The following is a 25,042-nucleotide window of genomic DNA, read 5'->3' on the forward strand; positions in this document are numbered from 1 at the left end:
CGCGCGGCTCAGCTTCCCACGAGGCGCCGGACGGCGGCGGCGGGCTGGAGCTGCGTCTTGCGCTCCCGCGCCTCGATCAGATGCGCTTCGAGTTCGGCGGCGCGATGCGCGGCGGTATGTTCCGCCAGGACGCGTTCTCGCGCGGCTGACGCCTGGCTCCGCCGGGCGGCCTCGGGGCGGTCGCGCAGGGCGGCGAGAACCTGCTCCGGCGTCTCGGCCAGGGTGATCTCCCGGCGCGGGTCGAACAGCGTCCCGATGCCCTCCCATCGGTCGGAGATGAGGGGCGTGCCGCAGGCCGCGGCCTCGAAGAGCCGGACGCTGGGGCTGTAGCCGGCGCGGATCATGTCGGCGCGGGTGACATTCAGCGTGTAGCGGCTGGCCGCATAGAAGGCGGGGTGGTCGGCGGGGGGAGACATGCTCCAGCCGCTCGACATTGGCGGGCCAGTCGATTTCGGCCGGGTATTGCGGCCCGGCCACCACGAAGCGCAGCGCCGGCGCGCGGCGGGCCGGCTCCAGCAGCAGGCGGTCCAGGGTCGGCTGGCGGTCGGCGCTATAGGTGCCGAGATAGCTGAGGTCCCACCGCGTCGGTGCCTGCATCGGCCGATAGGCCGCGGCATCCACCGAACAGTAGAGCGGCCGCGCGGCGGGCGAGCCGTAGCGGTCCATCAGCCGCCGCAGCGTCGGGCCGCCGGTGAAGGAGAGATAGAGGTCGTAGCCCGGGATCAGCGCCGGCGAGAGGTATTCCTCGTCGCCGCGCTCCAGCTTGGCCAGCGTGACCGGCGTGTCGATGTCGTAGAAGGCGGTGACGCCATGCGCCGCATCCTGCACCAGCCGGCCGACCGCCACCCCCTCCGGCACATAGGAGCCGAGGATGACGGCATCGGCCGCGGCGATGGCCCCGCGCCAGGACTGCAGCGCGGCCAAGTCCGGGTAGAATTCCAGGCGGCAGAAGTCCGGCGCGGGCAGGTCGCGCTCCGCCGCGTACCAGGGCACGTCCCGCTCCAGGAACAGCACGCGGTGGCCGCGGCCGGCGAAGGCTTTCAGCAGGGCGCGGAAGGTGGTGGCATGGCCATTGCCCCAGGCCGAGGAGAGGCTGAGGCCGAGCACCACGACATCGAGCGGCGGCTGCCTCATGCGGCGCTCCTGCCTGCCTTCCGGACCGCCTCGTCCCGCAACAGCGCATCCACCTCGGCGCCGCGCCGGGCATAGGTATGGCCGGCGAGGATGCGGGCACGGCCTGCCGCGCCGATCGCCCGGGCGCGTTCGGGGGTCAGCGCCGCGACATGCGCGGCGACATCCTGGGCGTCGCGCGCCACCAGCACCTCCTCGCCCTCCTTCAGGAACAGCTCCAGCCCGACCCAGGCATCGGTGATGAGGCAGGCGCCGCCGCCCGCTGCCTCGAAGACCCGCGTCGCCGGCGAGAAACCGGTCGCCGCCATGCTGTCGCGGGCGATGTTGAGCACCGCGAGCGGCGTGCTGTTGAAGGCATTGTGCTCGCGCGTATAGACATGGCCGAGCCGACGCACATTCGGCGCCATCTCCTTTGTCTCCCAGCCATTGCCGCCGATCAGGAAGCGCCGCTCCGGCAGCCGTGCCGCGGGGTCCAGGAAGAACTGCTCCACCCGCGCCTCCCGGTCCGGCAGGCGATTGCCGAGGAAGGCGAGGTCGGCGGCGAAGCGCGGCTCGGGCGGCACGGGATGGTGCGTGGCGGGGTCGAGCGCGTTGTAGACCGGCACGCAGCGGCGGGCGCCGAAACCCTCATAGGCTTCGACCACCGGCGGGCCGCCGCCATAGGTGAGCACGAGGTCCAGCGCCGGCAGCATGCGGCGCAGCGGATGCTCCGGGGCGGCACCGATCTCGGCCAGGGTGGCGGGCGCATCGACATCCCAGAAGATGCGGATGGCCTCCGGCCGGGCCGCCGCCATCGTGCCTTGCAGCAGCGCATCGTCGAAGACGCCGACGCCGCTGGCCTTCACCACCACATCCGCGCGCGCCGCCGCGGCGACGACGCCGCGCAGCGCCGCCTCGGTCGCGGGGTAGACCACCACCTCGGCCCAATCGGGGGGCTCCATGTCGCGGTGCTGCTGCCGGTCGAAGGCATCGGGTTCGTAGAAGGTGATGGCATGGCCGCGCCGCGCCAGGTCGCCCAGCATCCCGCGGTAATAGGTGGCTGCGCCGTTCCAGTAGGAGGAGAGCAGGCTGGACCCGTAGAAGGCGATCTTCATGCGGCGTTCTCCGTCACGTCCCGCTGGCGGAGGCTGGCCAGGATGCCGAGCAGCTCCTGCACCCGATGCGCGCAACTGTGGCGCGCGCGGATGCGCTCCAGCCCGCTGGCGACCAGCGAGGCGCGCAGGCCCGCATCCTGCCGCAGCGCTTTCAGATGGCGCAGCATCTCCGCCTCGTCGCGGGCCAGCAGGTAGTCCTGGCCGGGGCGGAACAGGCCCTCGCTGTCCCGCCAGGGCGCGGAGACCAGCGGGATGCCGCAGGCCAGGGCCTCGAAGACGCGGATGGTGGGAATCCCGGGCAGGAGATCGACATAGAAGCGGCGCGGCACATGCACCGTGGCCAGGTAGCGCGCGAAGGTCTCGGGGGCGCGTGCATTGGGCAGCCAGCCCCGGTATCGCGCGCCATGCCGCGCCAGCATCGCCAGCGCCGGTCCGGGGTAGCGCACGCCATGGATGTCGAGCGGCAGGCCGGCCGCCCGAGCGGGACGCAGCAGGAAGCGCTCCAGCTCCTCGCTGCGCTCGCCATCGCCCCAATTGCCGATCCAGACCAGGCCCTCCCTGTGGCCCTCCCGGGCGGGCGGGTGGAAGCGGCGGGTATCGGCGGCCTCGTGCCAGACCCAGACCCGGCCCTCCCAGCCCCAGCGCCGATAGACCTGCGCCAGCGCCTCGCCGAAGGCCAGCACGCCGTCATAGCCATCGAGGTCGAAGGCGCGGATGGCCTCGGGGTCGCTGACGGCGCGGTGGTGGGTGTCGTGGAACAGCAGGGTGAAGCGCGCCCCCCCGCCGCCGCAGCCGGCCGAGGGCGGCGATCAAAGCAGGGTCGTTCCATTCATGGACGATCACCAGATCGGCGCCTTCCAGCACCGGCTCGACCGCCGCCGCATCGGTGAAGCGGCGCGACCGCAGGGCGGGATAGGCGGCGTGGAAGGCATCGAGGCCAGAGGCGCCGTGGTCCTGCAGCAGGTTCTGCAGGCTCCAGGGCTCCGCCGGCTCCAGGGCGACCACCTCGTCGCCGCGGTCCTGGAATTCCTGCAGCACGCCGCGCAGGAAATGCGCATTGCCGTGGTTCCAGCAGGAGGCAAGCGAATGGGTGAAATAGACGAGCTTCACAGGCCGATCCTTCGCCGTGCCGGCTGCGCCAGCAATTCCCGATACAGGGCGAACGTGCCGGCGACCATGGCCTCCACCGTGTAGCGGGCGGCACGGGCGCGGGCAGCGGCGCCGCGCCGCCGGCGGAGATCCGGGTCCCGCAACAGCCGCCCAATGGCGCGGGCATAGACCGGGCCGGCATCCTCCGCGACATAATCGGCGGCATCGCCCCAGATCTCGCGGAAGGAGGGGATATCCGACAGCACCAGGGCGCAGCCGGCCTGGGCCGCTTCCAGCACCGCCAGGCCGAAGGGTTCGTAGCGCGCGGCGGAGACGAAGACCGGGCGCGCGGCAAGGCAGGCTGCCACCTCCGCCGCGCCCAGGGGACCAAGGCTGCGCAGATGCGGCAAGGCGGTCTCGGCGCCATTCGGGCCTCGCAGCGGGCCGGCGGCGATGACGGGCGCATCCAGCAGCGCGGCGGCATCGTCCAGGACCCGCAGGTTCTTGCCTTCGTCCCAGAGCCGGCCCGCGGTGAAGGCGCAATCCGCCGGCAGTTCTGCCGGGGGCAGCATGGCTTCCTGCCGCGTGCGGCCATTATGCACCACACGCGGCGCCTGGCGCAGGCCATAGGCCGCGGCGGTCGCGGCAGCGAAGGCGGCGCTGGGGCAGATCAGCAGATCGGCGGCCTGGTAGCCGGCCGCGACCAGGTCGCGGCGCCAGCGGAAATCCGGCGGCAGGGCACCGCCGCGCACCGCCTCCCACCAAGTGGCGACGCAGGAATGGCAGGCCGCGACCAGCGGTGCCGCAAAGCCAGCGCCGGCAGCGAGGGCGGGGCTGTTCAGATGCACGATATCGGCACCCTCCGCCGCGGCCAGATCGGCGAGTTCCCTGGCTGCCGCCAGCACCGAACCCGCATCCGGCGCCAGCCATTCCAGCGGCAGGCCGGTCGGCACCAGGCGCAGATGCCGGATGGCGGCGGCTTCGGCGAGTTGCGCGGCATCGGGCGCCGGGCCGAGGATGGCCAGCGTCACCTCGGCCGCTTCCGCGGCAAGGCCGCGCGAGAGATCCAGCGCATAGGACCAGACGCCGCCGACCGCATCTGCCGTCATGAAGACGCGGAGCAGTGTATCGCAGGGCATCCTCGGCTGGGCCGAGGCGCCGGCCGGCTCGTGGTCTAGTCGTGGAAACACGCGGCCTCCAGGTCGCGCAAGGCAAGCGGCCGCTCTTCCTGGATGTCGCTGAAGCTGCTGAACTGGCCGAGGTAATGCGCATGGGCGCGTTCCCAGGCGGCATCATCCGGCGCGCCCCAGAGCTTCCGGTAATCGGGGGAGCTGGGATAGGGGTAGAGCGGCACCGGATCATTGGCCCAGACGCCATGGCGTTGCAGCCGGCCCCGCCAGTCGGCGACCATCTGCGGATCGTCGCCATCGGTCTTGATGAGGTTGGCCTGCACGAAGGGCACCGAGCGCCGCGCATGGATCAGCCTATCCGCCAGCTCATCCGTGGAGGCGCGGCAGTCCTTGTCGAGCGCGGCGCGGCCCTCGACGGTCAGGCTCTCGACCCCCGCCTCGATCGAGACGCAGCCGGCGGCGCCGAGCAGGTCCAGCATCTCGGGCTTCCAGAGGTCGATCCGGGTCTGCACGCCGAAGCGCAGGTGGCGCGGCACCAGCGCATCCAGCAGCGGCCTTTGCGGCAGGAAGATCTCGTCGATGAAGTAGATGTATTCGACGCCCTGGGCGATCAGCCCATCCACCTCCTGCAGGACCAGGCCGAGGTCGCGGCGGCGGTACTTGTCGCGGAAATCCGTCTTGGCGCAGAAGCTGCAGGTATAGGGGCAGCCGCGCGAGGCCTCGACCTCGGCGCCCGGCCCTTCCGGCGCCGCCTCGAAGCGGTGGTGGTGATGGGTGTGGCGGCGGATCCACTCATCCGGCCAGCGCAGGGCGGGTGCCCGCACGAAACCCGCGGCCGCCGGCCCGCCGGTGACGCGGATTTCCGCCTGATCCCGGAAGGCGATGGAGGGAATCCCGGCCAGTGCGCCGCCACCGGCGAGTTGCCTGACGATCTCCTCGCATTCCCCGAGCACCACGACATCGGCGCCAAGCTTGCGCAGCGCGGCGCGGGGGGTGGCGGAGCCATGCGGGCCGACCGCGACCGTCCGCCCGCCGCGCCGCCCGAGGCTTGCCAGGAAGGCATGCGGGATGCGCAGCTCCGGCTGGGCGCAGCGCCAGAACAGGTAGCTGGGCGCGGTCGTCACCACCGTCATGCCGGGCTGGAACTCCGTCACGGCCTGCACCAGCGCGGCCATGGGAGTGCCGCAGAGATGCGCGTCCAGCATCAGCACCTCATGGCCCGCCGCTTCCAGCTCCGCCTTGCAGTAGCCCAGCTCAAGCGGCAGATGCGGTTGCCGGCAGCCGAAATAGATGCTGTTCTCGAAGCTCCAGGGCGGGTTGACGAGGGCGACCCTCATGGCAGCGCCTCCACCGGCCTGGCGGGCGCCGGCGCCGCATGTTCCTCCCGCAGCCAGCGGGCCAGGGCGGCGATCCCGACGGGCCAGGGGGTCGGCGGGCGCAGCCCCAGCTCGCGCATCGCCAGGCTGGTGTCGGAGACGTAATAGCGCTGGTCGCCGGCGCGCCAATCGGCGTGGCGCGTCTCCACGCGGTGCCCGACCAGGTCCTCGATGCAGGCGATCACCTGGCGCAGGCTGACCGCATTGGTGGGGCCGCCGCCCAGGTTGAAGGCCCGGCCCTGCACCGCGCCGATGCGGCGCCAGGCGGAGAGATAGGCCTCCACCGCGTCGTTCACATGCAGCACGTCGCGCACCTGGCAGCCGTCGCCGAAGATGCTGATGGGCTCGCGGCGGAGCGCGCGGATCAGGAAATGCGCGACCCAGCCCTGGTCCTCGGTGCCCATCTGCCGCTGGCCGAAGATGCAGCTCATGCGCATGACCGCGGTGGGCACGCCGAAGCTGCGGGCGAAGTCCAGCACATACTGGTCCGCCGCGCCCTTGGAGCAGCCATAGGGTGTGTGGAAGTCCAGCGGGCGGGACTCCCCGATGCCCCTGGCGCGGATTGCCGGATCGGCCGGCGCATAGCAGTCGCCGCGCCGCTCCAGCGCGATGTCCAGCAGGTCGCCATAGACCTTGTTGGTGCTGGCGAAGACCAGGGGCACAGGCTGCCCTCGCCGGCGCAGCGCATCCAGCAGGGTGAAGGTGCCGCGCAGGTTGATGTCGAAATCCTCGCGCGGATCGACCAGGCTGGTGGTCACCGCCACCTGCCCGGCGAGATGGAACACCGCCTGCGCATCGGCGGCGGCATCCACCACCGCCGCCTCGTCGCGGATATCGGCGATGCGGGTGGAGATCCGCTGCGGGTGGCGGCGCTTCAGCCAGTCCAGGTTGGCCTCGACCCCCGGGCGGGCCAGGGCATCGAAGACCAGGACATCATGGCCCTCCCGTGCCAGGCGGTCGGCCATGTTGGAGCCGATGAAGCCGGCGCCGCCGGTGATCAGCACGGGCTGCCGCCCGCCGATCGAGGGCAGGGGAAGCGGCATGTCCACCCCGTTCATGCGACCAGTCCCCGCGCCTCGAGTTCCCTGCTGGCTTTCTGCACGCGGTCCTCCGCCTGCTGCCGTGCGACCCATTCGGCCAGTTCCGCGAGGTCGCGCCCGAAGTCGCGCTCCACGCTGAAGCCCAGCTCCCGCTGGATCTTGCGGATATCGGCGATGTTGTGGCGGATGTCGCCGCTGCGCGTCTTGCCGGTGACCTCCGGCGTCAGCTCCGGCCGCCCCATCGCCGCGGCCAGGGCGCGGGCGACCTCCTCCACCGTGCGGTCATGGCCGCTGGCGACGTTGTAGACCTGCCCGGCCGCCCTGGGATGCTCCAGCGCCAGCACGAAGGCGCGCGCCACATCCCCGACATGCACGAAGTCGCGGCGCTGCCGGCCATCTTCGAAGATCATCGGGCGCTGGCCGTTGTGCAGGCGGGAGGCGAAGATGGCCAGCACGCCGGTATAGGGATTGGACAGCGCCTGCCCCGGCCCATAGGCATTCCAGAGGCGCAGCGCCACGCCCTCCATCCCATAGGCCGGCGCCAGGGTCAGCGTCAGGCGCTCCTGCACGAATTTGGTGATGGCATAGACCGAGGCGAGGTTGGGGCGCTTGCCCTCGGGCGTCGGCACCGGCCTGAGTGGTCGGCCCTGCGGGTCGAGCGGATCCCAGGGGTCGTCCGGCCGGCTGCGCGGCAGGCGCACCACATCCTCGTGCAGGGCGCCGGCGGCGTCGCTGTAGAGGCCCTCGCCATAGATGCTCATGGAGGATGCGACGACCACGCGCCGCACCGGGCGCTCGATCAGTTGCTGGAAGAGGCAGGCGGTGCCGCAGTCATTGACCGAGACATAGCGGTCCACCGCATACATGCTCTGGCCGACGCCCACTTCCGCCGCCAGGTGCACCACCTGGTCGACGCCATGCAGGCAGCGCTGCAATGCCGCCTGGTCACGCACGTCGCCGGCGACGAACTCGGCCTCGGGGTCGAGCTGGGACGGCATGCCCGAACTGCCGTGGACCTGCTCGATCAGGCTGTCGAGCACGCGAACGCGGTAGCCGCGCTCGAGCAGGGCCCGCGTCACATGGCATCCGATGAAGCCGGCGCCGCCGGTGATCAGGACCGTCTCTGCCACGCATTCCACTCCATTCGGCCATGGGTCTTCTTCTGCTGCGCACGGCCCTTGCGGCTGCGGAGCACGAGGGCAGCAGGAAAGAACAAGATGAACAACCCTCGCCGGCGGAAACGGTTTCATGTCCCGGTGCGAGGAGATTCGAGCGCCGGTCCGCCTGCCCCGCTGGCCCGTCCTTCCCGCGCGCAGCCTCGCCCGATCCAGGCTGCAGGCCGGTCCGGCGGCGCCAACGCGTCATCATGACGGCGGATTCACCTGCGGGGCGCATCGGCCGCGCACTACGCTGTGATCGGGTGGAAAATCCCGTTTCCAAGGAACAAGGAAGCTGCAATGGCGTTCCATGGCCACGTCGCGCATAACGCGGTGCGAGGGACGCAGGCAGGGACAGGAGCAACCATGCGCCAATCACGGTTCCACGACGCTCCGCCTCGCATGCGGCCGCGACCGGCACCTGCCAGATCTTAGGAGCCAGGTCGGATGCGGGTTGGCATTGTCGGCGCGGGGAATTGCGCCTCGTCCCTGGTGCAGGGGCTCGCCTTCTATCGCGAGGCGTCGGCGAATGACCTGCCGCCCGGGCTAATGCATGCGGATCTCGGCGGCTACCACGTGCGCGACATCGAGGTCTCGGCCGCCTTCGACGTGTCGGCCGCCAAGGTCGGGCGGGACCTGGCGGAGGCGCTGCTGGCGCCGCCGAACAACACGCATAATTTCACGGAGTTGCCGCCAACCGGAGTGCGCGTGGAGCGCGGGCCGACGCTGGACGGGCTGGGCAAATACCTGCGCATGGAGATTGAGGAAGCGGAGGCGCCCTGCGCCGATGTGGCCGGCATCCTGCGGCGCAGCGAGACCGATGTGCTGGTCTCCTACCTGCCGGTCGGCTCGCAACGCGCGACCGAATTCTATGCGGAGCAGGCGCTGGAGGCGGGATGCGCCTTCGTGAACTGCATCCCGGTCTTCATCGCCTCCAACCCGGCCTGGCATGGGCGCTTCAAGGCCAGAGGGCTGCCGATCATCGGCGATGACATCAAGAGCCAGGTGGGCGCGACCATCCTGCACCGGGTGCTTGCCAACCTGTTCCGCGAGCGCGGGGTGCGGCTGGACCGCACCTATCAATTGAATTTCGGCGGCAATTCCGACTTCCAGAACATGCTGGAGCGGGAGAGGCTGGAGTCCAAGAAGATTTCCAAGACCCAGGCCGTCACCAGCCAGTTTGGCACCCCGCTGCCCGCGAGGGACGTGCATGTCGGGCCCAGCGACTTCGTGCCCTGGCTGGGCGACCGGAAATTCGCACATATCCGCATGGAAGGAACGGCTTTCGGCGGCGTGCCCTTGAATCTGGAGCTGAAGCTGGAGGTCTGGGATTCGCCGAACTCGGCCGGCATCGTCATCGATGCGGTGCGCTGCGCGAAGCTCGCCCTCGACCGGGGCATCGGCGGCGCGCTGACCGGGCCCTCCAGCTACTTCATGAAATCCCCGCCGCAGCAATTCACCGATGGCGAGGCGCGGGAGCGCACGCAACGCTTCATCGACGGGCTGGACTGACCGGGGCTCCGATGGCGACGACCTTCTTCCTGCTGCGCCATGCGGCGCATGATCGGGTGGGCAGCGTGCTGTGCGGCAGGATGCCGGGCGTCGCCCTGAGTGCACGGGGCCAGGCGCAGGCGGCGCGGCTGGCGGAGCTGCTCGGCCGGGAGAGCATCGCCGCTGTCCATACCAGCCCGCTGGAACGCTGCCGCAACACCGCCGCGCCCCTGGCCCGGCGCCTGGGGTTGCAGCCGGTGGTGGCGGAGGAGATCAACGAGATCGATTTCGGCCTCTGGACGGGCCAGGATTTCGACATTCTGGAGCGCGACCCGCGCTGGCGGCGCTGGAACCAGGCGCGCGACAGCGCGGAGGCCCCGGGCGGAGAGAGCATGCGGGCGGCGCAGGCCCGTGCCGTGCGCCACATCGAGGCATCCCGGGCGCGCCATCCGGATGCGGGCCTGGCCATCGTCAGCCATTGCGACGTGCTGAAGGCGGTGCTGGCGCATTACCTCGGGCTGCCGCTGCAGGCCTATGAGCGGATCGAGATCGGCCCGGCCTCGGTCAGCCTGCTGGTGGCATGGGAAGGTGGCGGCAAGGTGATCGGCATGAACGACCTCCGGGCGGCCTGAACTGCGGGGAAGACGCGGCATGGACAGTAAGCGATCGCGCGACGAGATCCGCGCGGGTGCGGCGGCGCTGGGCGAGTGGTTCCACAATATCGACCTGCACGGCGTGCGCACCGCGCCGGAGCATTTCCTGGGCGACTACCCGGCCACGGTCTGGCAGCATTTCGCGCATGCCCTGCCGCCGGACCTGACGGGAAAGAGCGTGCTGGACATCGGCTGCAATGGCGGCTTCTTCTCCATGGAGATGAAGCGCCGCGGCGCCGCCCGTGTGCTTGGCATCGACTCGGACGAAGGATACCTGGCGCAGGCGCGCTTCGCCGCGGAAACGCTGGACCTCGACATCGAATACCGCGAACTGTCCGTCTACCAGGTCGGCTCGCTCGGCGAGCGCTTCGACATCGTGCTGTTCATGGGCGTGCTCTATCACCTGCGGCATCCGCTGCTGGCGCTCGACCTCATCCATGAGCATGTCGTGGGCGACCTGCTGGTCTTCCAGACGATGCAGCGCGGCGCGCCGGAGATCGGTCCCGTCGAGCCGGACTATCCCTTCGAGGCGACGGCGCAATTCGACCTGCCCTCCTGGCCGAAGCTGCATTTCATCGAGCATCGCTATGCCTGCGATCCGACCAACTGGTGGGTTCCCAACCGCGCCTGCGCGGAGGCCATGCTGCGCAATTCCGGCTTCGAGATCCTCGCGCATCCGGACCGGGAGGTCTATCTCTGCCGCCGCGGCGCCGCCCCCTGCGAGGCGGCCGCGGTCTATCCTGCGAGGGGTCCGCGCCGATGATCGAAGCCGCGATGATCTGGAACGAGCCGAACAACAAGTCGCACTGGGACCCCGAGATCGACCCGGACTGGGTGATCTTCGCGGAAACCGCGCGGCTGGCAGGCCAGGCCATCCGCGCCGAGAATGCGCGGCTGCCGCGGGTGCTGGGCGGCATATCCCCGATCGATCCGTCCTTCATCGCCAAGATGGGCCAGCGCGGCGTGCTGGCGGAGATGGAGGCGGTGGCCGTGCATGGCTTCCCGCTCGACTGGAATCTCTGGCAGATCCAGGAATGGCCCGCGAAGCTCAAGGAGATCCAGGCCGTCACCGACCTGCCGGTCTGGGTCTCGGAGGTGGGCGTCTCCAGCTTCGGCGCCGAGGAGGTACAGGCCTGGGGCGTGAACCGGACGGCGGAGCTTCTGCTGGGGCAGGCGCCGCGCATCCATTGGTACAGCCTCTATGACCTGCCCCGTAGCTGGGAGGCGACGACGCGGCACCGGGAAGCAGAGGGCTCCTCCTACTACCGGCATTTCCACATGGGCCTGCTCCGCGAGGATGGCAGCCCGAAGCTGGCGCTGGCGGAATTTGCCAGGCATGCGGGGGCGATGGGGATTTGCCAGTGGTTCCATTACCAGGACCACCGGCTGGACGACGCGGTGGCCTGGATGAAGCGGCTGGGCGTCAGGCATCTGCGCACCGGCCTCTCCTGGGCCGACAGCTTCCGCCCGGATGCGCTGGCCTGGTTCGACCGGCAGATGCAGGCGCTGCGGGACCTGGAGGTGACCGTCACCTTCTGCTTCACCCCGGAGCACCGGGGCATCGCGCCGCACCATACCAGCCCGCCCCAGGTGAAGGAGGAATTCGCGGGATTCTGCGCCAGCATGGTCAGGCGCTACGCGGGCTGATGCCGCCCGGCGGCGCCGCTGTAACCTGTTGTTTGTAGAGCAGATTCACGCCTCCGGGCGGTTCCGCCCTGCGACGATCTGCTCTATTGCCGCGCCGCCACCACCCCGGCCCGCCGCGGGTCCCAGAGCCAGGGCGGGTCCGGCCGCACCGTGACGCCGCCCTGGGCGCGCGGCGGCGGCCGGTGCCGCGCCTCTCCCGCCAGAACCGCCTGGCCGCGCGGCGTCAGCACCAGCGGCGCCGCGCGGGAGATCAGCCGGTTCGGCCCGCTGCCCAACCGGCGCAGCACGTCGCGGGTGATCAGATCGGTCACATGGAAGATCGGGTCGGCGGCGCGGAGCGCGCGGAACACTGCCGCCTCCGCCGCGCCATCGCGCACCGCCCGCAGCGCCAGCCGCTCGGTCTCGGCCAGCCCATCCGTGGTCCAGGGCAGGTCGCGCAGGTGCCGGCGCAGCGCGGCGCCGAGGAAGGGCAGGGCCAGGGCACGGCGGGAGAGCCGGTCGAGCGCGACCGGGTCCGGCGCCGCGAAGGCGCTCCAGGCTTCCGCCGCCTGTTCCAGTTGCAGGCGGGTGAGCGGTGCCGGGCGGAGCGCCGCAAGCTCGGCATCATCGAGTTCGGGGAAGCTGCGCCTGCCATCCGCCGGCAACAGCCAGAGCCTGCCCTCCAGCGCGCGCTGCTCCGCCAGCAGCGACAGCACGCGGATCAGCGCGGCCTGGTCCCAGAGGTCGTGCTCGAACCACAGCCACACCGCGTCGTATCGGTGCAGGTCCTGCAGCGCCGCGTATTCGCGGCCGAGGCGCTGCCGCGCCTCCGCCGCATCCACCCCCGCATGCAGCGCGACGAAGCGCGCCCGCAGCGCCAGGAAATCCGCCAGGCTGCCGCTGTCCCGGGCCGGGCCCTGGCAGATGGGGTCGGCGAAGCAGAGGTAGTCGCCGGCCAGGCCGGCGCGCGGCAGGCGCTCCCGCAGGTCGTCGCCGCAGCGGAGATGCAGCCTGCCGCTCATGCCGCTTTGAGGCCGAGTTCCTGCACGATGCGCCGTGCCTCCTCGGCCTGCACGGCGGCATCGGCGGTGAAGTCCTGGCTATCCAGATAGCGCACCGGCATGTCGAAGCGCGCCAGCACGGCGAGATGCGTGGGGTCGTGCACCGCCTTCCGGAAGGCGTCATGGATGGTCCGCACCACCTCCGGCTCCATGCCGCGCGGGCCGGCGATGCCATAGGCGGATTCGCCGATCACGTCATAGCCCAATTCGCGGAAGGTCGGCACGTCAGGGAAGCGCTTCACCCGTTCGGACATCCAGACCGCGAGCGGCCGCAGCGTGCCCTCCAGCGCCATGTCGGCCCAGGCGCTGGTTTCCGCTGAGAAATGGATCTGCCCACCGAGCAGCGCCTGCAGGTTCGGCGCGGCGCCGCGGAAGGGCACGGGCACCCAGTCCACCGCCGCCGCGCGCGCCAGGCGCTGCATCTGCACCTCGGTGGTGTTCACGCCCGGCGTGCCGTAATTCAGCGCCCCCGGATGGGCGCGGGCATGGTCCAGCAGCGCCGGCATGTCGCGCCAGGGCGCATCCGGCCGCACCACCACGCCGCCCATGTAGCCGACCATGCGGATGATCCAGGTGAAGTCGCGCAGCGGGTCCCATTGCGGCCGTGCCACCATCGCCGGCATGCGGAACACGCCGTTCGGCATCTGCGACAGCGTATAGCCATCCGGCTTCGCGTCCTTCACCGCCAGCGCGCCCAATGTACCGCTGGCGCCGGGCCGGTTCTCCACTACCACCGGCTGGCCGAGATGGCGGGAGGCGGCCTCGCAGACCGCGCGCATCTGGATGTCGGTGGCGCCGCCCGGAGTCCAGGGCACCAGCACGCGGATCGGCCGGTCGGGGTAGCGGGGCTGGGCGAGGGTGGGGCGGGCCAGGCTGGCGGCACCGGCGGTGGCCAGCAGGATGCGGCGGCCAAGGACCATCGTCATTCGGAATGCTTCCTCCGTGATCGCCGGCCTGCCGCGGCCGGTCCCATTGGATGGAACTCTCCCCGAAGGGCCAGTGCCGTGCAACCGGTGCGGGTGGTGCGCCAGGCTTCGCCGGTCACGCCTGCGGGCGCGGCGGCATGGGGTACCGGTTCGGTATCGTATCCAGACTGGCCCGCCCCCGGTTGTGCCGCCGGGCCTTTCGGCCCAAATACCGCCCGTGAACGGGCCATCCGATTGGCCCGGCAGGCCGGGAGAGAGTATATCGTGACGAATGGATTTCTGGTTGGCCGCCGCGCCGCCCTCATGCTTGGCGCGGGTGCCACCTTTGCCCGCCCTGCGCTCGCCCAGGGGAATTTCCCGGATCGGCCGATCCGCCTGATCGTCCCCTGGCCGCCCGGCGGATCGACGGATGGGCAGATGCGCTCTCTCGCCGAGATCGCCTCGCGGAAGCTGGGTCAGACCATCGTCATCGAGAATCGCCCCGGCGTCGCCGGCACGCTCGGCGCGCTGGCGGTGAAGGATGCGCGGCCCGACGGCTATACCCTGACCCAGATGCCGATCTCGGTCTTCCGCCTGCCGCAGATGACGGACCGGCCGAATTTCGACCCGCTGAATGACTTCACCTACGTCATCCACGTCACGGGCTATACCTTCGGCGTGGTGGTGAAGGCCGACCGTCCCTGGAAGACCTGGCAGGAGTTCCTCGCCCACGCCAAGGCGAATCCGGGCAAGGTCACCTACGGCACGCCGGGGGTGGGCAGCAGCCTGCACATCACCATGGAGCAGATCGCGCAGCGGCACGGCATCGATTGGGTGCATGTGCCCTTCCGGGGCGGTGCCGAGAACCAGCAGGCGACGCTCTCCGGCACGATCGACTGCACCGCCGATTCCACCGGCTGGGCGCCGCTGGTCGAAGGGGGGCTGCTGCGGCTGCTGGTGGTCTGGACCGCGAAGCGGACCAAGCGCTTCCCGGATGTGCCGACGCTGCGCGAGACCGGCACCGATATCGTCTCCGCCTCGCCCTACGGCTTCGCCGGGCCTAGGGGCATGGACCCCGGGGTGGTGAAGATCCTGCACGACGCCTTCAAGGCCGCTCTGGAGGATCCCGCGCACCAGGTCGTGCTGGAGCGCTACGATATGGAGCCCGACTACATGAACTCGGCGGACTACACCGCCTTCGTCCAGCGCCTGTACAAGGAAGAGGGCGAGATGATCCGCAAGCTCGGGCTGAAGATGAACTGAGCGGCCCGGTCGCCCGCAGGCGCAGCCGGAGGGCGTGAACCGGTCCGCAGGATACAAGCGGTCCGCCTCTCCGGTCCCCGGCCCGGCGGATGTCACCGCCGGGCCGGAATCTGCGCGATCGGGTTGCGGATCAGTTGATCTTCAGGCCCAGCTTCTCGATCATTGCCCGGTCCTCCTCCATCTGCTGCCGGGCGAAGGCCGCATACTCCTCCGGCCCCTTGTACATCACCGGCATGTCGTAGCGGTCCAGCACTGCCAGATGCGTGGGGGCGTAGAGCGCCTCCTTGAAGATGTCGTCCAGCGCCTTCACCACCCCGGGGTCCATGCCCTTCGGCCCGGCGAAGCCGTAGGGCGAGGCAGAGACGATATCGGTGCCGGTCTCGCGCAGCGTCGGCACGTCCGGGAAGCGCTTCGCCCGCTCCGCGGTCCACACCACCAGCAGCCTGACCTGGCCGCCCTGTACCAGTTCCGCCCAGCCGGAGGTGTCCACCGTGGCGTCGATCTGCTTGCCGAGCAGCGCCTGGATGTTCTCGGCGAAGCCGCGGAAGGGGATGTGGGTCCAGTCGATGCCCTTCTCCTCCGCGATCCGCTCCATGGTGATATGCAGCGAGGTGCCGACGCCGGGCGTGCCGTAATCGACCTTGCCTGGGTTCTTCTTCGCGTAGTCCAGGAATTCCTGCCAGGTCTTCCAGGGCGAATCCGCCCGCACCACCACGCCGAAGGTGTAGCCGGTCAGGTGGGTGATGTAGGTGAAGTCCTTCATCGGGTCGAAGGGCGGGCGGGAGGACATCACCGGGTAGCGGAAGACGCTCACCGGCATCTGCGACAGGGCGTAGCCATCCGGCTTCTCGGTCAGCAGCGCCTGCGCGCCGAGGATGCCGCCGGCGCCGGACTTGTTGTCCACCACGACAGGCACGCCGGCCTTGCGCGAGGCCGCGTCGCAGAGGGCGCGCATCTGGATGTCGGTGGTGCCGCCGGGCGCCCAGGGCACCAGCATGCGGATCGGCCGGCTGGGGAAGCCCTGCTGCGCGATGGCGGGGCGGGCGAGCGGCGCGGCTGCGGCCAGGGCCAGCAGGCCACGGCGGCGAAGCGTTGTGGCAGGCATTGGCATCTCCCGAGGTCATGGACGTTGTCCGGACCTCAACGGGATCGGGGCGCAGAAGATGCGGCGGGGGCCGTCCATGACAGCGCCCCACCAGAGCCCCGCCGGCGGCGCCGCCGGGCCGTTCAGATCGCCCGGAAGAAGTAATCGCCCAGCGTCTTGAAGCCGATATGGATCAGCACGACGGTATTCGCCGGGTAGAGCTGCTGGGTCGCCAGATCCTGGGCGAAGCGCTTGACGAAGCGGCCCTCGATGATGAAGCACTCGTCCTCATAGCCAACCGCGCCCTGGATCAGCACCGGCCGGTCCAGGCCGAGATCGTATTTCCCGCTGACGCCGGCCCGCCAGTAATCGCCGATCCGGGCGGTGAAGCCGGCGCCGACCTCCTCGCGGGTGCGGCTCGGCACCAGGTAGGGCAGCGGCGGCGAGTAGAGATAGCCGGCCGAAAGCGTCACCGGGCCGAGCGAGAGGTTTCCCACCGTGTCCACCAGCCGCCGTTCCAGCGGCCGCTCGCTGTCGGTGCGGACCCGGCCGATGGTCTCGAACCAGGACACCGGCGCCACCCTGAGCCGCGCCACGTAGTCGGAGGCGCGGTGCTCCAGCCCGGAGCCCGGATAGGGATTGAAGCTGTTGTCGTCGAACCGGTAGGACCGGCCGACCAGCCCCTCGACCTGGCCGCCATTGCGGAAATCCCAGGCGCCGCGCAGCGCCATGTCGACGCGTGAGCCGCCCTCCTGGCGGTCGCGGCCGGTGAAGCGGTTCAGCGCGAAGAGGTTGGCATCGGTGAATTCGAAATCGATGCTGTCCTCGTTCGGGATGCGGCGCTGCGGCCCCATGCGCGGGCCGGTGACGAACTGCACCCGCGGCTCGATGGTCTGGCTGCCCCAGTCGCCGGCGTCGCGCACGAAGGGCATGCGCCAGTCCACCGCGGCGCGGATATTGCCGACCGAGCGCGTGCCATTGGCATCGGGCAGGTTGACCGGCGGCTCCTGCTGGCCGCGGGCATAGTAGCCCAGCGCGTCGCCCTGGACCTTGAAGGTCCAGAGATCGCCGAGCGGCCCGATCTCCGGCCGGTTCCAGGTGACGCGGCTGGCGATCCGCTGGGTCATGGTGCCGATGTCGCGGTAGATGCCGAAATAGCCGGCATCGACCGTCAGGTTGCCGCCCAGCACGCGGCTCCGCGGCGCGTAGTCGGTATAGAGGTTGGGCAGGACATAGGGGATCTGGCTGATGTTGTCGGTGGACCGCAGCCCCTGGTAGACGCGGCTGTCGATGCGGGCATAGCGCTCGGTGCCCCAGAACCCCTCGGCGTAGATCTGCGAGGTCAGCACCCGCCGGTACTCGTAGCGGAAGGTGCGGAGATAGAGCTCGTTGCTGGCGCGGTTCAGGTCGAAGCCGACGCGCCAATTCTCGTCGATGCTGAAGCGGCCCTTGGCGAAGATGTGGCCGGCCAGTTCCTGCTTGCCGTCGACATCCGTGCCGTTGAAGCCGCCGATCGAGGCATCCGCCTGGATCTCGCCGGAATTGAACAGCTTGCGGTATTCGAATCCGACATTCGGATATTGCCGGGCCGAGAACATGGGCGAGATGGTAAGGTCGGAGGTGCCGTCGATCGCCCAGAAATAGGGCGTCTCCACGAAGGCGCCGAGGAAGCGCGTGATGCCCAGCGTCGGGAACAGGAAGCCCGAGGCCCTGGGCGCCGAGGGATCGGGATGCGAGAAATAGGGCGTGTAGAAGGCCGGCACGCCGGCGAGCCGGATGGTGGCGTCGCGGTAGGTGATCCGCTGCCGCTCCTTGTCCTGGGTCGCGCGCCGCGCCTCCACCTGCCAGAGCGGCGGGCGGGTCGGGTCTTCCGGGCAGAGGTCGCAGGAGGAATAGACCACCCGCGACAGCTCGTTGATGGTGCCGCCGGTCCGCCGCGCGCCATTCGCCGCCATGCGGGCATTCGCCGCCAGCAGCGCCCGCACGCCGGTCAGCACGCCGTCGCGGAACCGGTCCTTCAGCTCCGCCTCATCGGCGAAGAGCACCTGGCCATCGGGCTCCAGCAACTGGACATTTCCCCGGGCGGTGGCGATGCCGGTATTGCGGTCATAGGTGAACTCCTCGGCCCGCAGCACCCGCTCGCCCTGCCAGGCCTCGACCCGGCCGCGGGCGATCACCAGGCCGCGCGCCCGGTCGTATTCCACCTCGTCGGCGGTGAAGGTCACCGGCGCATTGGGGTCGACGCCGGGGCCGCTGGCGGCGAAGCCGGTGAGCGGGGTCTGGCTCCGCGGCCGCGATGCCCCGGTCAGCGGGGAGGAGTCGCGCGGCGTGACCATCGGCGCCTCGACCTGCGCCCGCGCCGGGGCGGCGGCGAGGCCTAGCCCGGCGGCCAGCGCCGCCATTGCCAGCAGGCGCAGCCCCGGCACCGCCGCCCCGAGGGTCATTCCGCCGCGCCGGGTGCCGTCTCTCATCCATCCTCCAGGTGCAGCAGCAGGGCGAGCGCCAGCAGCAGGCCGGCAATGGTGGGCGCCCAGGCGGCGAGCTGCACGGGCAGGGTCCCGGCCTCGCCGAACTCGCCGGTGATCCGGTCCAGCATGAAGAGCGCGAAGCCGGCGGCGACGCCGGCCCCGATCATCTGCGCCACGCCGCCGCGGCGGGAGGGGCGCATGGAGAAGCCGGCGGCGAGCAGCGCCATGGCGGCGGCCAGCACCGGCAGGCTCAGCAGGCTCTGGAAATGCAGCCGGTGGCGCACCGCCGAGAACCCCGCCTGCTCCAGCACCGCGATGAAATCCGGCAGCGCCCAGAAGCTCAGCGTATCCGGGGATGCGAAGCTGTTCTCGATCCGGTCCGGCGTCAGGTCGGTGGGGAAGCTGAGATCCTGGCGCGGCCCGGCGCTGTGGTCGGCATTGAAGGTGACGGCCTCCTCCAGCAGCCAGCGCCCGGGCAGCAGCCGGGCCCGCGGCGCCTCGATCCGCGCCAGCGGCCGGTCATTGGCGGAAAGGCGCCAGAGGCTCACATCGGTCATGGTGAAGTCGGTGCCGGGCCGGAGCCGCCGCTCCGCCTGCGGCCGGCCGGAGACGATGGCCACCCCGCCGGGCTCCAGCCCCCGGTCCGCCTGGCGCAGCCAGAGCCGGCCGCCGGCCAGCGCGGTGAGGCCGGCGGTGTTGCGGAGATAGGCGTAGTCCAGCCGCTCCGCCCGCGCCAGCATGGCCGAGGCGAGCGGCGAGATGCCAGCGGTGCCGAGGATGCCGAAGGCCAGCGCGACCAGCACCGGCCCCGAGAGGAAGCCCCAGGCGGAAATCCCCGCCGCCCGCGCCACCACCAGTTCCGAGGAGCGGGTCAGCCGCCAGAAGGCCAGGATGCCGCCGAGCAGGATGGCGAAGGGCAGGATCTGCAGCGACACATAGGGCACGCGCAGCCCGGCGATCGAGGCCACCAGGGCGAAGCTCGCCTCCGGGCGGGTGCTGGCGCGGCGCAGCAGCTCAATGAAGTCGAAAAGCCCGATCAGCAGGGTCAGCCCGGCCAGCATGGCGAAGGTGGCGCCGAGGAAGCGCCGCGCCACGTAGAGGGTGAGGGTGATGGCCATGGTCAAAGGGCACCGCCTCGCGCCTGGGGAGTCACAGGCCACTGCCCTGCGGCTGGGCGACGGCGCGGCGCGGGTGCCGCAGCGCCTGCGGCAGGCCCGGCATGCCGGCCAGCACCCAGACCGCGACCAGGCCCGGCGCCAGCGCGTTCAGCCAGATCAGCGGGATCATGCTGTTCTGCCGCGCCGCCAGGTTGCCGGTCATCAGCCCTACCGCCAGCAGCACGATCACCACGGCGATGCCGCCGAAGAGCCGGAACCCGCCGCCATGCCGGCGGAACTGGCCGGTCAGCGCCGTCGCCATGGCTACCAGCCCGAAGCCGAGCGCGTTCAGCGGCCCGGCCAGCCGCTGATGCGCCTCCGCCTTGAAGCGGCGGAGGTCGCGCTCGGGGATGTGCTCGGCCGGATCGGGGTGCAGCAGTTCGTCGATGGTGCGTTCCTGGGCGTTGCGATAGCGGTTCTCCTCGCCCCGCGCGGCGCGGGCGAGGTCGACGCTGTTCTCGCTGAAGCTGAGTACCGAGAGCCGGGTGGTGGCGGGCGTGCCGGGGGGCGAGCCGGGCGGCGGCGGCACCCGCTCCACCTGCTGCCGCTGGCCGTTCTCCAGCGTGACGCGCGGCCCCTGGGGGGTGACGGTGATGCGCCCGGCCTCGGCCAGGATGGTGATCGGGGCGCCGCGCTCCCGCGCGTCATGCACCAGGATGCCGCGGAGCGTGCCGTCGCGGTCGCGCAGCCGGGCATAGACCGTCAGGTCGTCGCCGACCGAGCTGAACACGCCTTCCTGCAGCAGGATCGCGGCCAGCTCGTTGCGGATCTCGAATTGCCAGGCGCGGAAGGCGGCCTGGCTGGCCGGCACCATCCAGAGGTTCAGCGCGTAGCAGGTCCCCACCGAGATCAGCGCCAGCCCGATGGCCGGCCGCGCCAATTGCCACTGCGAGAGCCCGGCGGCGCGCATCACCACCAGCTCCCGGTCGGTGGAGAACCGCACATAGACGAAGAGCGTCACCACGAAGGTGGTGATGGGCAGGATCACCGCGAAGAAGCTCGGCAGCAGCAGCCCGGTGAGCTCCACGAAGACCAGCAGCGAGAGGCCGCGGTCCAGCACCAGCTCGATGAAGCGGAGCGACTGGGTCAGCCAGACGAGCGCCGCCAGCCCGACCGTGACGGCGAGCAGGGCGGCAACCAATTGGCGGAAGATGTAACGGTCGAGGCGGGTCATTCGTTGCGGGCCTGGCGCTGCTGGCCTTGGAGGGCGGCACCCTAGACCAAGGATGCCCCGACTGGAACCGCGAGGGCGGCCTGCTCGGCACCGGATCGCACCGGCCGCCTGGAACGGCCGCGCCTTCTGGCTGTTGTTGCCACGGCAGGTGCTGCCTGGAGGCCGACCAGGGCAACCGCCCCAATGCAGGAGCAGCGCATGAGTGACGCCAAAGGGCCGGGCAGCCCGCCCCGCAATGCCAGCGGCAGCCCCGATGACGCGATACGCCAGGCGGGCAACGAGGTCCGCTCGGCCGCCGCCGGGATCGGTGCCGAGGCCAGGCAGGCAGCCGGAGCGCTGCGCGAGGAGGCCTCGCGCACCGTCGAGGAGGTGAAGGCGGAGGGCAGCAAGGTGGCCGAGGCGGCCCAGGAGCGCGCGCTCGGCTTCGCAGAGGAGCAGAAGAAGGCGGGCGCCGAGCAGGCGGAGGGCTTGGCCCGCGCCGTCCATCGGGCGGCGGACGAGTTGCAGGGCGCCTCGCCGCAGATCGCCCGCTATGTGCATGAGGCGGCCGCCTCCGTGGACGGCATGGCCCGCGCGCTGCGCGACCGCAGCCCGGGCGAGCTGATGGGCCAGGTCGAGGATCTGGCGCGGCGCCAGCCGGTGGCCTTCTTCGGCGCGGCGGTGCTGGCCGGCTTCGCCCTGGCGCGATTCGCCAAGAGCTCGGCCGAGCACCAGCACCATGGGGACCACTGGGCGAGCCATCGGGCGGAACTGGGCCACCAGGGCGGCATGGGCCGTTCCGGCGGCATGCAGGGCACCCCGGGGCATGGCATCGCCACGCCACGGCCAAGCGCCATGGGCGCGCCGGGCTGGGTGCCGGAAGGCGGGCAGCCGAAGGATGGCGCCATCCCGGCGGCGCGGCCGGCCACCATGGCCGCGGCGACGCTTGGCGGCGCCGGGGCGATGCCGGCGGCCGGCAACCGCAGCGGCCCGCAGGACCCGGTGACCTGAAGAGGGAACGGCCATGCCATCCGACAGCAACCGTTCGGTTCCGGAACTCTTCAGCAGCGTGGTGGGCCAGATCTCCACGCTGTTCCGCAAGGAGATCCAGCTTGCCCGTGCCGAGATGGGCGAGAAATTCGGCCAGGCGGCCGGCGCGATCACCCCGCTGGTCGCGGGCGGCGCCCTGCTCTTCGGGGCGCTGATCATCCTGCTCTTCGCGCTGGAATCGCTGCTGGTCCATTTCGGCATCGCGATCGGCTGGTCGCGGCTGATCGTGGGCGTCGTCGCGGCGCTGGTCGGCTATGCGCTGCTGCACAGCGGCCTGTCCAAATTGAAGACATCCAACCTCATGCCCGAACGCACCGCCGAGCAGCTCTCGCGGGATGCGCAGGTGGCGAAGGAGCAGGTACGATGAGCGGCAGTGCGACAGACCCGGGCGACCGTTCCAGCGCCGAGATCGAGCGCGAGGTGGAATCCACGCGGGCCCGCCTCACCGGTACGCTGGAGGAGTTGCGCGATCGCGCCTCCCCCGGCCAGCTCTTCGAGCAGGCGCTGGACTACATGCGCGAGTCCGGCGGCTCGGAATTCGCCCGCAACCTCGGGCGGCAGGTGCGCGACAACCCGATGCCGCTGCTGCTGATCGGCGCCGGGGTGGGCTGGCTGATGCTCTCCGGCAATCGCCCGGCGAGGCGGAGCAACGGCGACTACTACCAGCGCGCCCTGCCGGCGCCCGACTATGCCAGCCGCGGCTACCAGGGCGGGAACTACCGGGGCGCCGCACGGGTCTATGGCGGCGAGGCGGATGGGCCATCGCTCACCGAACGCGCCGCCAATGCCGCGGGCGAGGCGAAGGACCGTGTCGGCGAGGCGGCGGAGGGGTTGCGCGACAGCCTGGCCGGCGCCGCCGACCGGGCCGGCGAGATGGCGGGCCAGGCCTATCGCTCGGTCGCGGATGCCGCCTCCGGTGCCGCCGACAGCATGGGTTCCGCCGCTGCCTCCGCCGCGGAACGGGCGCGGATGGCCGGGCATGATGCGCGGGAGGGCATGGGCCGGCTCGGCGACAGCATCGGCTCCGCCACCGCCTCCGTTGCGGAACAGGCCAGGACGGCCGCGCATGATGCATGGGAGGGCATGGACCGCCTCGGCGACAGCACCCGCCAGGGATTGGGCTGGCTGATGCGCGAACAGCCGCTGGTGCTGGGCGCGATCGGACTGGCCCTCGGCGCCGCGGTGGGCGCCCTGCTGCCGGGCACCGAGACCGAGGACCGGCTGATGGGTGAAACCCGCGACGACCTCGCGGAACGGGCCAAGGCCACCGCGCAGGAGGGCTACGAGCGGGTGAAGGAAACCGCGGGCGAGCATCTCGAACAGGCCAAGGACCGGCTGGGCGGCGACAACCTCTCGCTGGGTCGCGTCGGCGAGGCGCTGGGCGAGGCGGCCAAGGAGGCGCGCGAAGCAGTGCATGACGTGGTGCGGGATGCCGCCGGCGAGGCGAAAAACGCCCTCGGCAGCGGCGACGATGCGACGCCCCGCCCCGCGGAACAGGCTGGCCAACCGCACCGGACGGGCAGCCCCGGCACGGCGCCCGACGCGGCGCCCACGCCGAACCCGACCCGGCCCGGCCCGGTCTAGCCCGGCACCGTCCCGGCTGGAGCCGTCCCGGTGGTTCCAGCCGGGGCGGCGGGTCCGCCTTGGCCTGGCGTTCAGCCGCCGGGCAGCACCTTGCCCGGATTCATCAGCGCCTGCGGATCCAGCGCTGCCTTGATCCGCCGCATCACGTCCAGCTCCGCCCCGCCGCGCCAGAGCGGCATCATGTCGGGCTTGAGCCGGCCAACGCCATGCTCGGCGGAGAAGCTGCCGCCGAGGTCGCGGACTACCTCGTTCACCGCATCCATGATGTCATGTCCGCGGGCGAGGAACTCGGCCGGGTCCATCCCCTCCGGCTGCTCCAGGTTCATGTGGATGTTGCCGTCGCCGAGATGGCCGAAGGGCACCGGGCGGCTGCCGGGGATCAGCCGGCGGCAGGCTTCGGAGGCGCGGCGGATCAGCTCGGGTGCCTTGCTGACCGGGACGGAGACGTCGCTCTTCACCGAGGCGCCCTCGCGCTTCTGCGCCTCCGGGTGCTCCTCGCGGATGCGCCAGAGGGCGGCGCGCTGCGCCTCGCTCTCGGCCACCGCGGCGTCCAGCACCTCGCCCGCCTCCAGCGCCTCCTCCAGCACGGATTCCAGCAGGGGGCGCAGCCCCGCATCGGGGCGGGAGGAGGCGAGGTCCACCAGCACGTAATGCGCGGCCCGGGTCGCCACCGGCAGGGTCACGCCCTCGATATGCCGCACGGCGAAGCCCACGCCGGCGCCGGACATGTATTCAAAGGCGCGCACCGCGCCCTCGTCGCGGTCCCGGAAGCGGCGGAACAGCGCCAGCGCCGCATCCTCGTCGGCCACGGCGCAGAAGGCGACCTCCGTCTCGCGCGGGCGGGGGAACAGCCGCAGCACGGCGGCGGTGATGAAGCCGAGCGTGCCCTCGGCGCCCACGAACAGGTGGCGCAGCGCATAGCCGGTATTGTCCTTCCTGAGCCGCCGCAGGCCGTTCCAGACCTGGCCGTCCGGCAGCACCACCTCCAGCCCCAGCATCAGCTCGCGGGCATTGCCGTAGCGCACCGTGGTATTGCCGCCGGCATTGGTGGAGAGCACGCCGCCGATCGTCGCCGTGCCCTCGGCGCCGAGGCTCAGCGGAAACAGGCAGCCCGCCGCCGCTGCCGCCTCCTGCGCCGCCTTCAGCACCAGCCCGGCCTCGGCGGTCATGGTCATGTCCACCGGGTCGAGGTCGCGGATGCGGTTCATCCGCGCCATGGAGACCACGATCTGCCCGCCCGCCTCATCCGGCGTGGCGCCGCCCACCATCGAAGTATTGCCGCCCTGCGGCACCAGCGGCACGCCGGCCTCAGCGCAGAGCCTGACCGCGGCCGCCAGCTCGGCGGTATCGGCCGGGCGCAGCACGCAGGGGGTGCGGCCCTGGTAGAGGTTGCGCCAATCCACGAGATAGGGCGCGAGATCGCCGGGCTCGGTCAGCAGCCCGCGCGGGCCGAGCAGCGCGGCGAGGCGGCTGAGCAGGGGAGCGGGCAGGGGGGTGGCAGGGGCGGTTTCGGTGCGGGACATGGCGGGA

General features: G+C 71.2%; 23 protein-coding genes. 8 read left to right on the forward strand and 15 right to left on the reverse strand.

From position 1 onward, the window contains the following. Positions 1-8: 8 nt before the first annotated feature. From KSF81_RS31410 to KSF81_RS10490, 8 genes are all read right to left on the reverse strand, one after another. Positions 9-617 carry a glycosyltransferase gene (locus KSF81_RS31410; protein WP_309139533.1) on the reverse strand — a complete coding sequence of 203 codons (609 nt, stop codon included), beginning with the start codon at positions 615-617 and terminating at the stop codon, positions 9-11. Between the two features lie 513 nt (positions 618-1,130). Further along, on the reverse strand, positions 1,131-2,225 hold the full coding sequence (locus tag KSF81_RS10465) for a glycosyltransferase (RefSeq protein ID WP_217378926.1): 1,095 nt from the start codon (positions 2,223-2,225) through the stop codon (positions 1,131-1,133). Continuing rightward, complete coding sequence (locus KSF81_RS29470; RefSeq protein WP_309139534.1) at positions 2,222-2,908, reverse strand: glycosyltransferase; 687 nt, start codon at positions 2,906-2,908, stop codon at positions 2,222-2,224. The genes KSF81_RS10465 and KSF81_RS29470 overlap by 4 nt, the downstream gene beginning before the upstream one ends. Positions 2,909-2,912: 4 nt before the next feature. Further along, complete coding sequence (locus KSF81_RS29475; RefSeq protein ID WP_254453452.1) at positions 2,913-3,335, reverse strand: hypothetical protein; 423 nt, start codon at positions 3,333-3,335, stop codon at positions 2,913-2,915. Continuing rightward, positions 3,332-4,504 (reverse strand): glycosyltransferase, encoded by a 1,173-nt coding sequence (locus KSF81_RS10475; RefSeq protein WP_309139535.1) that lies wholly within the window; start codon positions 4,502-4,504, stop codon positions 3,332-3,334. Before KSF81_RS10475 ends, KSF81_RS29475 begins: the two co-directional genes overlap by 4 nt. Next, entirely contained in the window at positions 4,489-5,781 is a 1,293-nt protein-coding gene (locus KSF81_RS10480; RefSeq protein WP_217378927.1) for a TIGR04295 family B12-binding domain-containing radical SAM protein, read from the reverse strand. The genes KSF81_RS10475 and KSF81_RS10480 overlap by 16 nt, the downstream gene beginning before the upstream one ends. After that, entirely contained in the window at positions 5,778-6,863 is a 1,086-nt protein-coding gene (locus KSF81_RS10485; RefSeq protein WP_254453453.1) for an SDR family NAD(P)-dependent oxidoreductase, read from the reverse strand. The genes KSF81_RS10480 and KSF81_RS10485 overlap by 4 nt, the downstream gene beginning before the upstream one ends. 11 nt (positions 6,864-6,874) lie before the next feature. Beyond that, positions 6,875-7,990 (reverse strand): NAD(P)-dependent oxidoreductase, encoded by a 1,116-nt coding sequence (locus KSF81_RS10490; protein WP_217378929.1) that lies wholly within the window; start codon positions 7,988-7,990, stop codon positions 6,875-6,877. Positions 7,991-8,464: 474 nt separating this feature from the next. Between KSF81_RS10490 and KSF81_RS10495 the strand changes: the two genes are divergently transcribed. Genes KSF81_RS10495 through KSF81_RS10510 form a run of 4 tightly spaced genes read left to right on the forward strand, consistent with a single transcriptional unit; the run spans position 8,465 to position 11,808 of the window. Then, a complete protein-coding gene (locus tag KSF81_RS10495; RefSeq protein WP_217378930.1) occupies positions 8,465-9,529 on the forward strand; it encodes an inositol-3-phosphate synthase in 1,065 nt (354 codons plus the stop codon). An 11-nt stretch (positions 9,530-9,540) separates the two neighbouring features. After that, positions 9,541-10,140: a histidine phosphatase family protein gene (locus tag KSF81_RS10500; RefSeq protein ID WP_217378931.1), complete on the forward strand. Its 600-nt coding sequence runs from the start codon at positions 9,541-9,543 to the stop codon at positions 10,138-10,140. A 19-nt stretch (positions 10,141-10,159) separates the two neighbouring features. Next, on the forward strand, positions 10,160-10,924 hold the full coding sequence (locus KSF81_RS10505; RefSeq protein WP_217378932.1) for a TIGR04290 family methyltransferase: 765 nt from the start codon (positions 10,160-10,162) through the stop codon (positions 10,922-10,924). Next, positions 10,921-11,808: a beta-xylosidase gene (locus KSF81_RS10510; protein WP_217378933.1), complete on the forward strand. Its 888-nt coding sequence runs from the start codon at positions 10,921-10,923 to the stop codon at positions 11,806-11,808. The genes KSF81_RS10505 and KSF81_RS10510 overlap by 4 nt, the downstream gene beginning before the upstream one ends. An 83-nt stretch (positions 11,809-11,891) precedes the next feature. Here the strand turns inward: KSF81_RS10510 and KSF81_RS10515 are convergent, their stop codons facing one another. Then, entirely contained in the window at positions 11,892-12,809 is a 918-nt protein-coding gene (locus KSF81_RS10515; protein ID WP_217378934.1) for a DUF1835 domain-containing protein, read from the reverse strand. Then, a complete protein-coding gene (locus KSF81_RS10520) occupies positions 12,806-13,774 on the reverse strand; it encodes a tripartite tricarboxylate transporter substrate binding protein (protein ID WP_217378935.1) in 969 nt (322 codons plus the stop codon). The genes KSF81_RS10515 and KSF81_RS10520 overlap by 4 nt, the downstream gene beginning before the upstream one ends. A gap of 264 nt (positions 13,775-14,038) precedes the next feature. On the opposite strand from KSF81_RS10520, the gene KSF81_RS10525 reads away from it, so the two are divergent. Then, a complete protein-coding gene (locus tag KSF81_RS10525; protein WP_309139536.1) occupies positions 14,039-15,016 on the forward strand; it encodes a tripartite tricarboxylate transporter substrate binding protein in 978 nt (325 codons plus the stop codon). A gap of 130 nt (positions 15,017-15,146) precedes the next feature. Here the strand turns inward: KSF81_RS10525 and KSF81_RS10530 are convergent, their stop codons facing one another. From KSF81_RS10530 to lptF, 4 genes are all read right to left on the reverse strand, one after another. After that, positions 15,147-16,121, reverse strand: coding sequence for a tripartite tricarboxylate transporter substrate binding protein (locus tag KSF81_RS10530; protein ID WP_217378936.1), 975 nt, complete (start codon positions 16,119-16,121; stop codon positions 15,147-15,149). A gap of 122 nt (positions 16,122-16,243) precedes the next feature. Continuing rightward, the gene (locus tag KSF81_RS10535) at positions 16,244-18,571 is read right to left on the reverse strand and encodes an LPS-assembly protein LptD (RefSeq protein ID WP_254453454.1); all 2,328 of its coding nucleotides are present in this window, start codon (positions 18,569-18,571) and stop codon (positions 16,244-16,246) included. After that, on the reverse strand, positions 18,568-19,692 hold the full coding sequence (gene lptG / locus KSF81_RS10540) for an LPS export ABC transporter permease LptG (protein ID WP_217378937.1): 1,125 nt from the start codon (positions 19,690-19,692) through the stop codon (positions 18,568-18,570). The genes KSF81_RS10535 and lptG overlap by 4 nt, the downstream gene beginning before the upstream one ends. A gap of 25 nt (positions 19,693-19,717) precedes the next feature. Continuing rightward, entirely contained in the window at positions 19,718-20,899 is a 1,182-nt protein-coding gene (gene lptF, locus KSF81_RS10545) for an LPS export ABC transporter permease LptF (protein WP_217378938.1), read from the reverse strand. A 198-nt stretch (positions 20,900-21,097) separates the two neighbouring features. On the opposite strand from lptF, the gene KSF81_RS10550 reads away from it, so the two are divergent. The 3 genes from KSF81_RS10550 to KSF81_RS10560 are packed head-to-tail and all read left to right on the forward strand — an operon-like array spanning position 21,098 to position 23,512. After that, positions 21,098-21,889 (forward strand): hypothetical protein, encoded by a 792-nt coding sequence (locus KSF81_RS10550; protein WP_217378939.1) that lies wholly within the window; start codon positions 21,098-21,100, stop codon positions 21,887-21,889. A gap of 13 nt (positions 21,890-21,902) precedes the next feature. Further along, positions 21,903-22,295 carry a phage holin family protein gene (locus tag KSF81_RS10555; protein WP_217378940.1) on the forward strand — a complete coding sequence of 131 codons (393 nt, stop codon included), beginning with the start codon at positions 21,903-21,905 and terminating at the stop codon, positions 22,293-22,295. Further along, positions 22,292-23,512, forward strand: a complete 1,221-nt coding sequence (locus tag KSF81_RS10560; RefSeq protein ID WP_217378941.1) for a DUF3618 domain-containing protein — start codon at positions 22,292-22,294, stop codon at positions 23,510-23,512. The genes KSF81_RS10555 and KSF81_RS10560 overlap by 4 nt, the downstream gene beginning before the upstream one ends. A 71-nt stretch (positions 23,513-23,583) precedes the next feature. On the opposite strand, the gene KSF81_RS10565 is transcribed toward KSF81_RS10560, so the two are convergent. Further along, positions 23,584-25,035 (reverse strand): FAD-binding oxidoreductase, encoded by a 1,452-nt coding sequence (locus tag KSF81_RS10565; protein ID WP_217378942.1) that lies wholly within the window; start codon positions 25,033-25,035, stop codon positions 23,584-23,586. Positions 25,036-25,042: the final 7 nt, after the last annotated feature.

Source organism: Siccirubricoccus sp. G192, from assembly GCF_019084075.1.
Lineage (GTDB): Bacteria > Pseudomonadota > Alphaproteobacteria > Acetobacterales > Acetobacteraceae > G192.

Coding starts and splice junctions, on each gene's coding strand:
- KSF81_RS31410 (WP_309139533.1), bottom strand. CDS start 617: ATGCCGCGGCCTATCGGCCGATGCAGGCACCGACGCGGTGGGACCTCA.
- KSF81_RS10465 (WP_217378926.1), bottom strand. CDS start 2,225: ATGAAGATCGCCTTCTACGGGTCCAGCCTGCTCTCCTCCTACTGGAAC.
- KSF81_RS10480 (WP_217378927.1), bottom strand. CDS start 5,781: ATGAGGGTCGCCCTCGTCAACCCGCCCTGGAGCTTCGAGAACAGCATC.
- KSF81_RS10485 (WP_254453453.1), bottom strand. CDS start 6,863: ATGCCGCTTCCCCTGCCCTCGATCGGCGGGCGGCAGCCCGTGCTGATC.
- KSF81_RS10495 (WP_217378930.1), top strand. CDS start 8,465: ATGCGGGTTGGCATTGTCGGCGCGGGGAATTGCGCCTCGTCCCTGGTG.
- KSF81_RS10500 (WP_217378931.1), top strand. CDS start 9,541: ATGGCGACGACCTTCTTCCTGCTGCGCCATGCGGCGCATGATCGGGTG.
- KSF81_RS10505 (WP_217378932.1), top strand. CDS start 10,160: ATGGACAGTAAGCGATCGCGCGACGAGATCCGCGCGGGTGCGGCGGCG.
- KSF81_RS10510 (WP_217378933.1), top strand. CDS start 10,921: ATGATCGAAGCCGCGATGATCTGGAACGAGCCGAACAACAAGTCGCAC.
- KSF81_RS10515 (WP_217378934.1), bottom strand. CDS start 12,809: ATGAGCGGCAGGCTGCATCTCCGCTGCGGCGACGACCTGCGGGAGCGC.
- KSF81_RS10520 (WP_217378935.1), bottom strand. CDS start 13,774: ATGACGATGGTCCTTGGCCGCCGCATCCTGCTGGCCACCGCCGGTGCC.
- KSF81_RS10530 (WP_217378936.1), bottom strand. CDS start 16,121: ATGCCTGCCACAACGCTTCGCCGCCGTGGCCTGCTGGCCCTGGCCGCA.
- KSF81_RS10535 (WP_254453454.1), bottom strand. CDS start 18,571: ATGAGAGACGGCACCCGGCGCGGCGGAATGACCCTCGGGGCGGCGGTG.
- lptF (WP_217378938.1), bottom strand. CDS start 20,899: ATGACCCGCCTCGACCGTTACATCTTCCGCCAATTGGTTGCCGCCCTG.
- KSF81_RS10550 (WP_217378939.1), top strand. CDS start 21,098: ATGAGTGACGCCAAAGGGCCGGGCAGCCCGCCCCGCAATGCCAGCGGC.
- KSF81_RS10555 (WP_217378940.1), top strand. CDS start 21,903: ATGCCATCCGACAGCAACCGTTCGGTTCCGGAACTCTTCAGCAGCGTG.
- KSF81_RS10560 (WP_217378941.1), top strand. CDS start 22,292: ATGAGCGGCAGTGCGACAGACCCGGGCGACCGTTCCAGCGCCGAGATC.
- KSF81_RS10565 (WP_217378942.1), bottom strand. CDS start 25,035: ATGTCCCGCACCGAAACCGCCCCTGCCACCCCCCTGCCCGCTCCCCTG.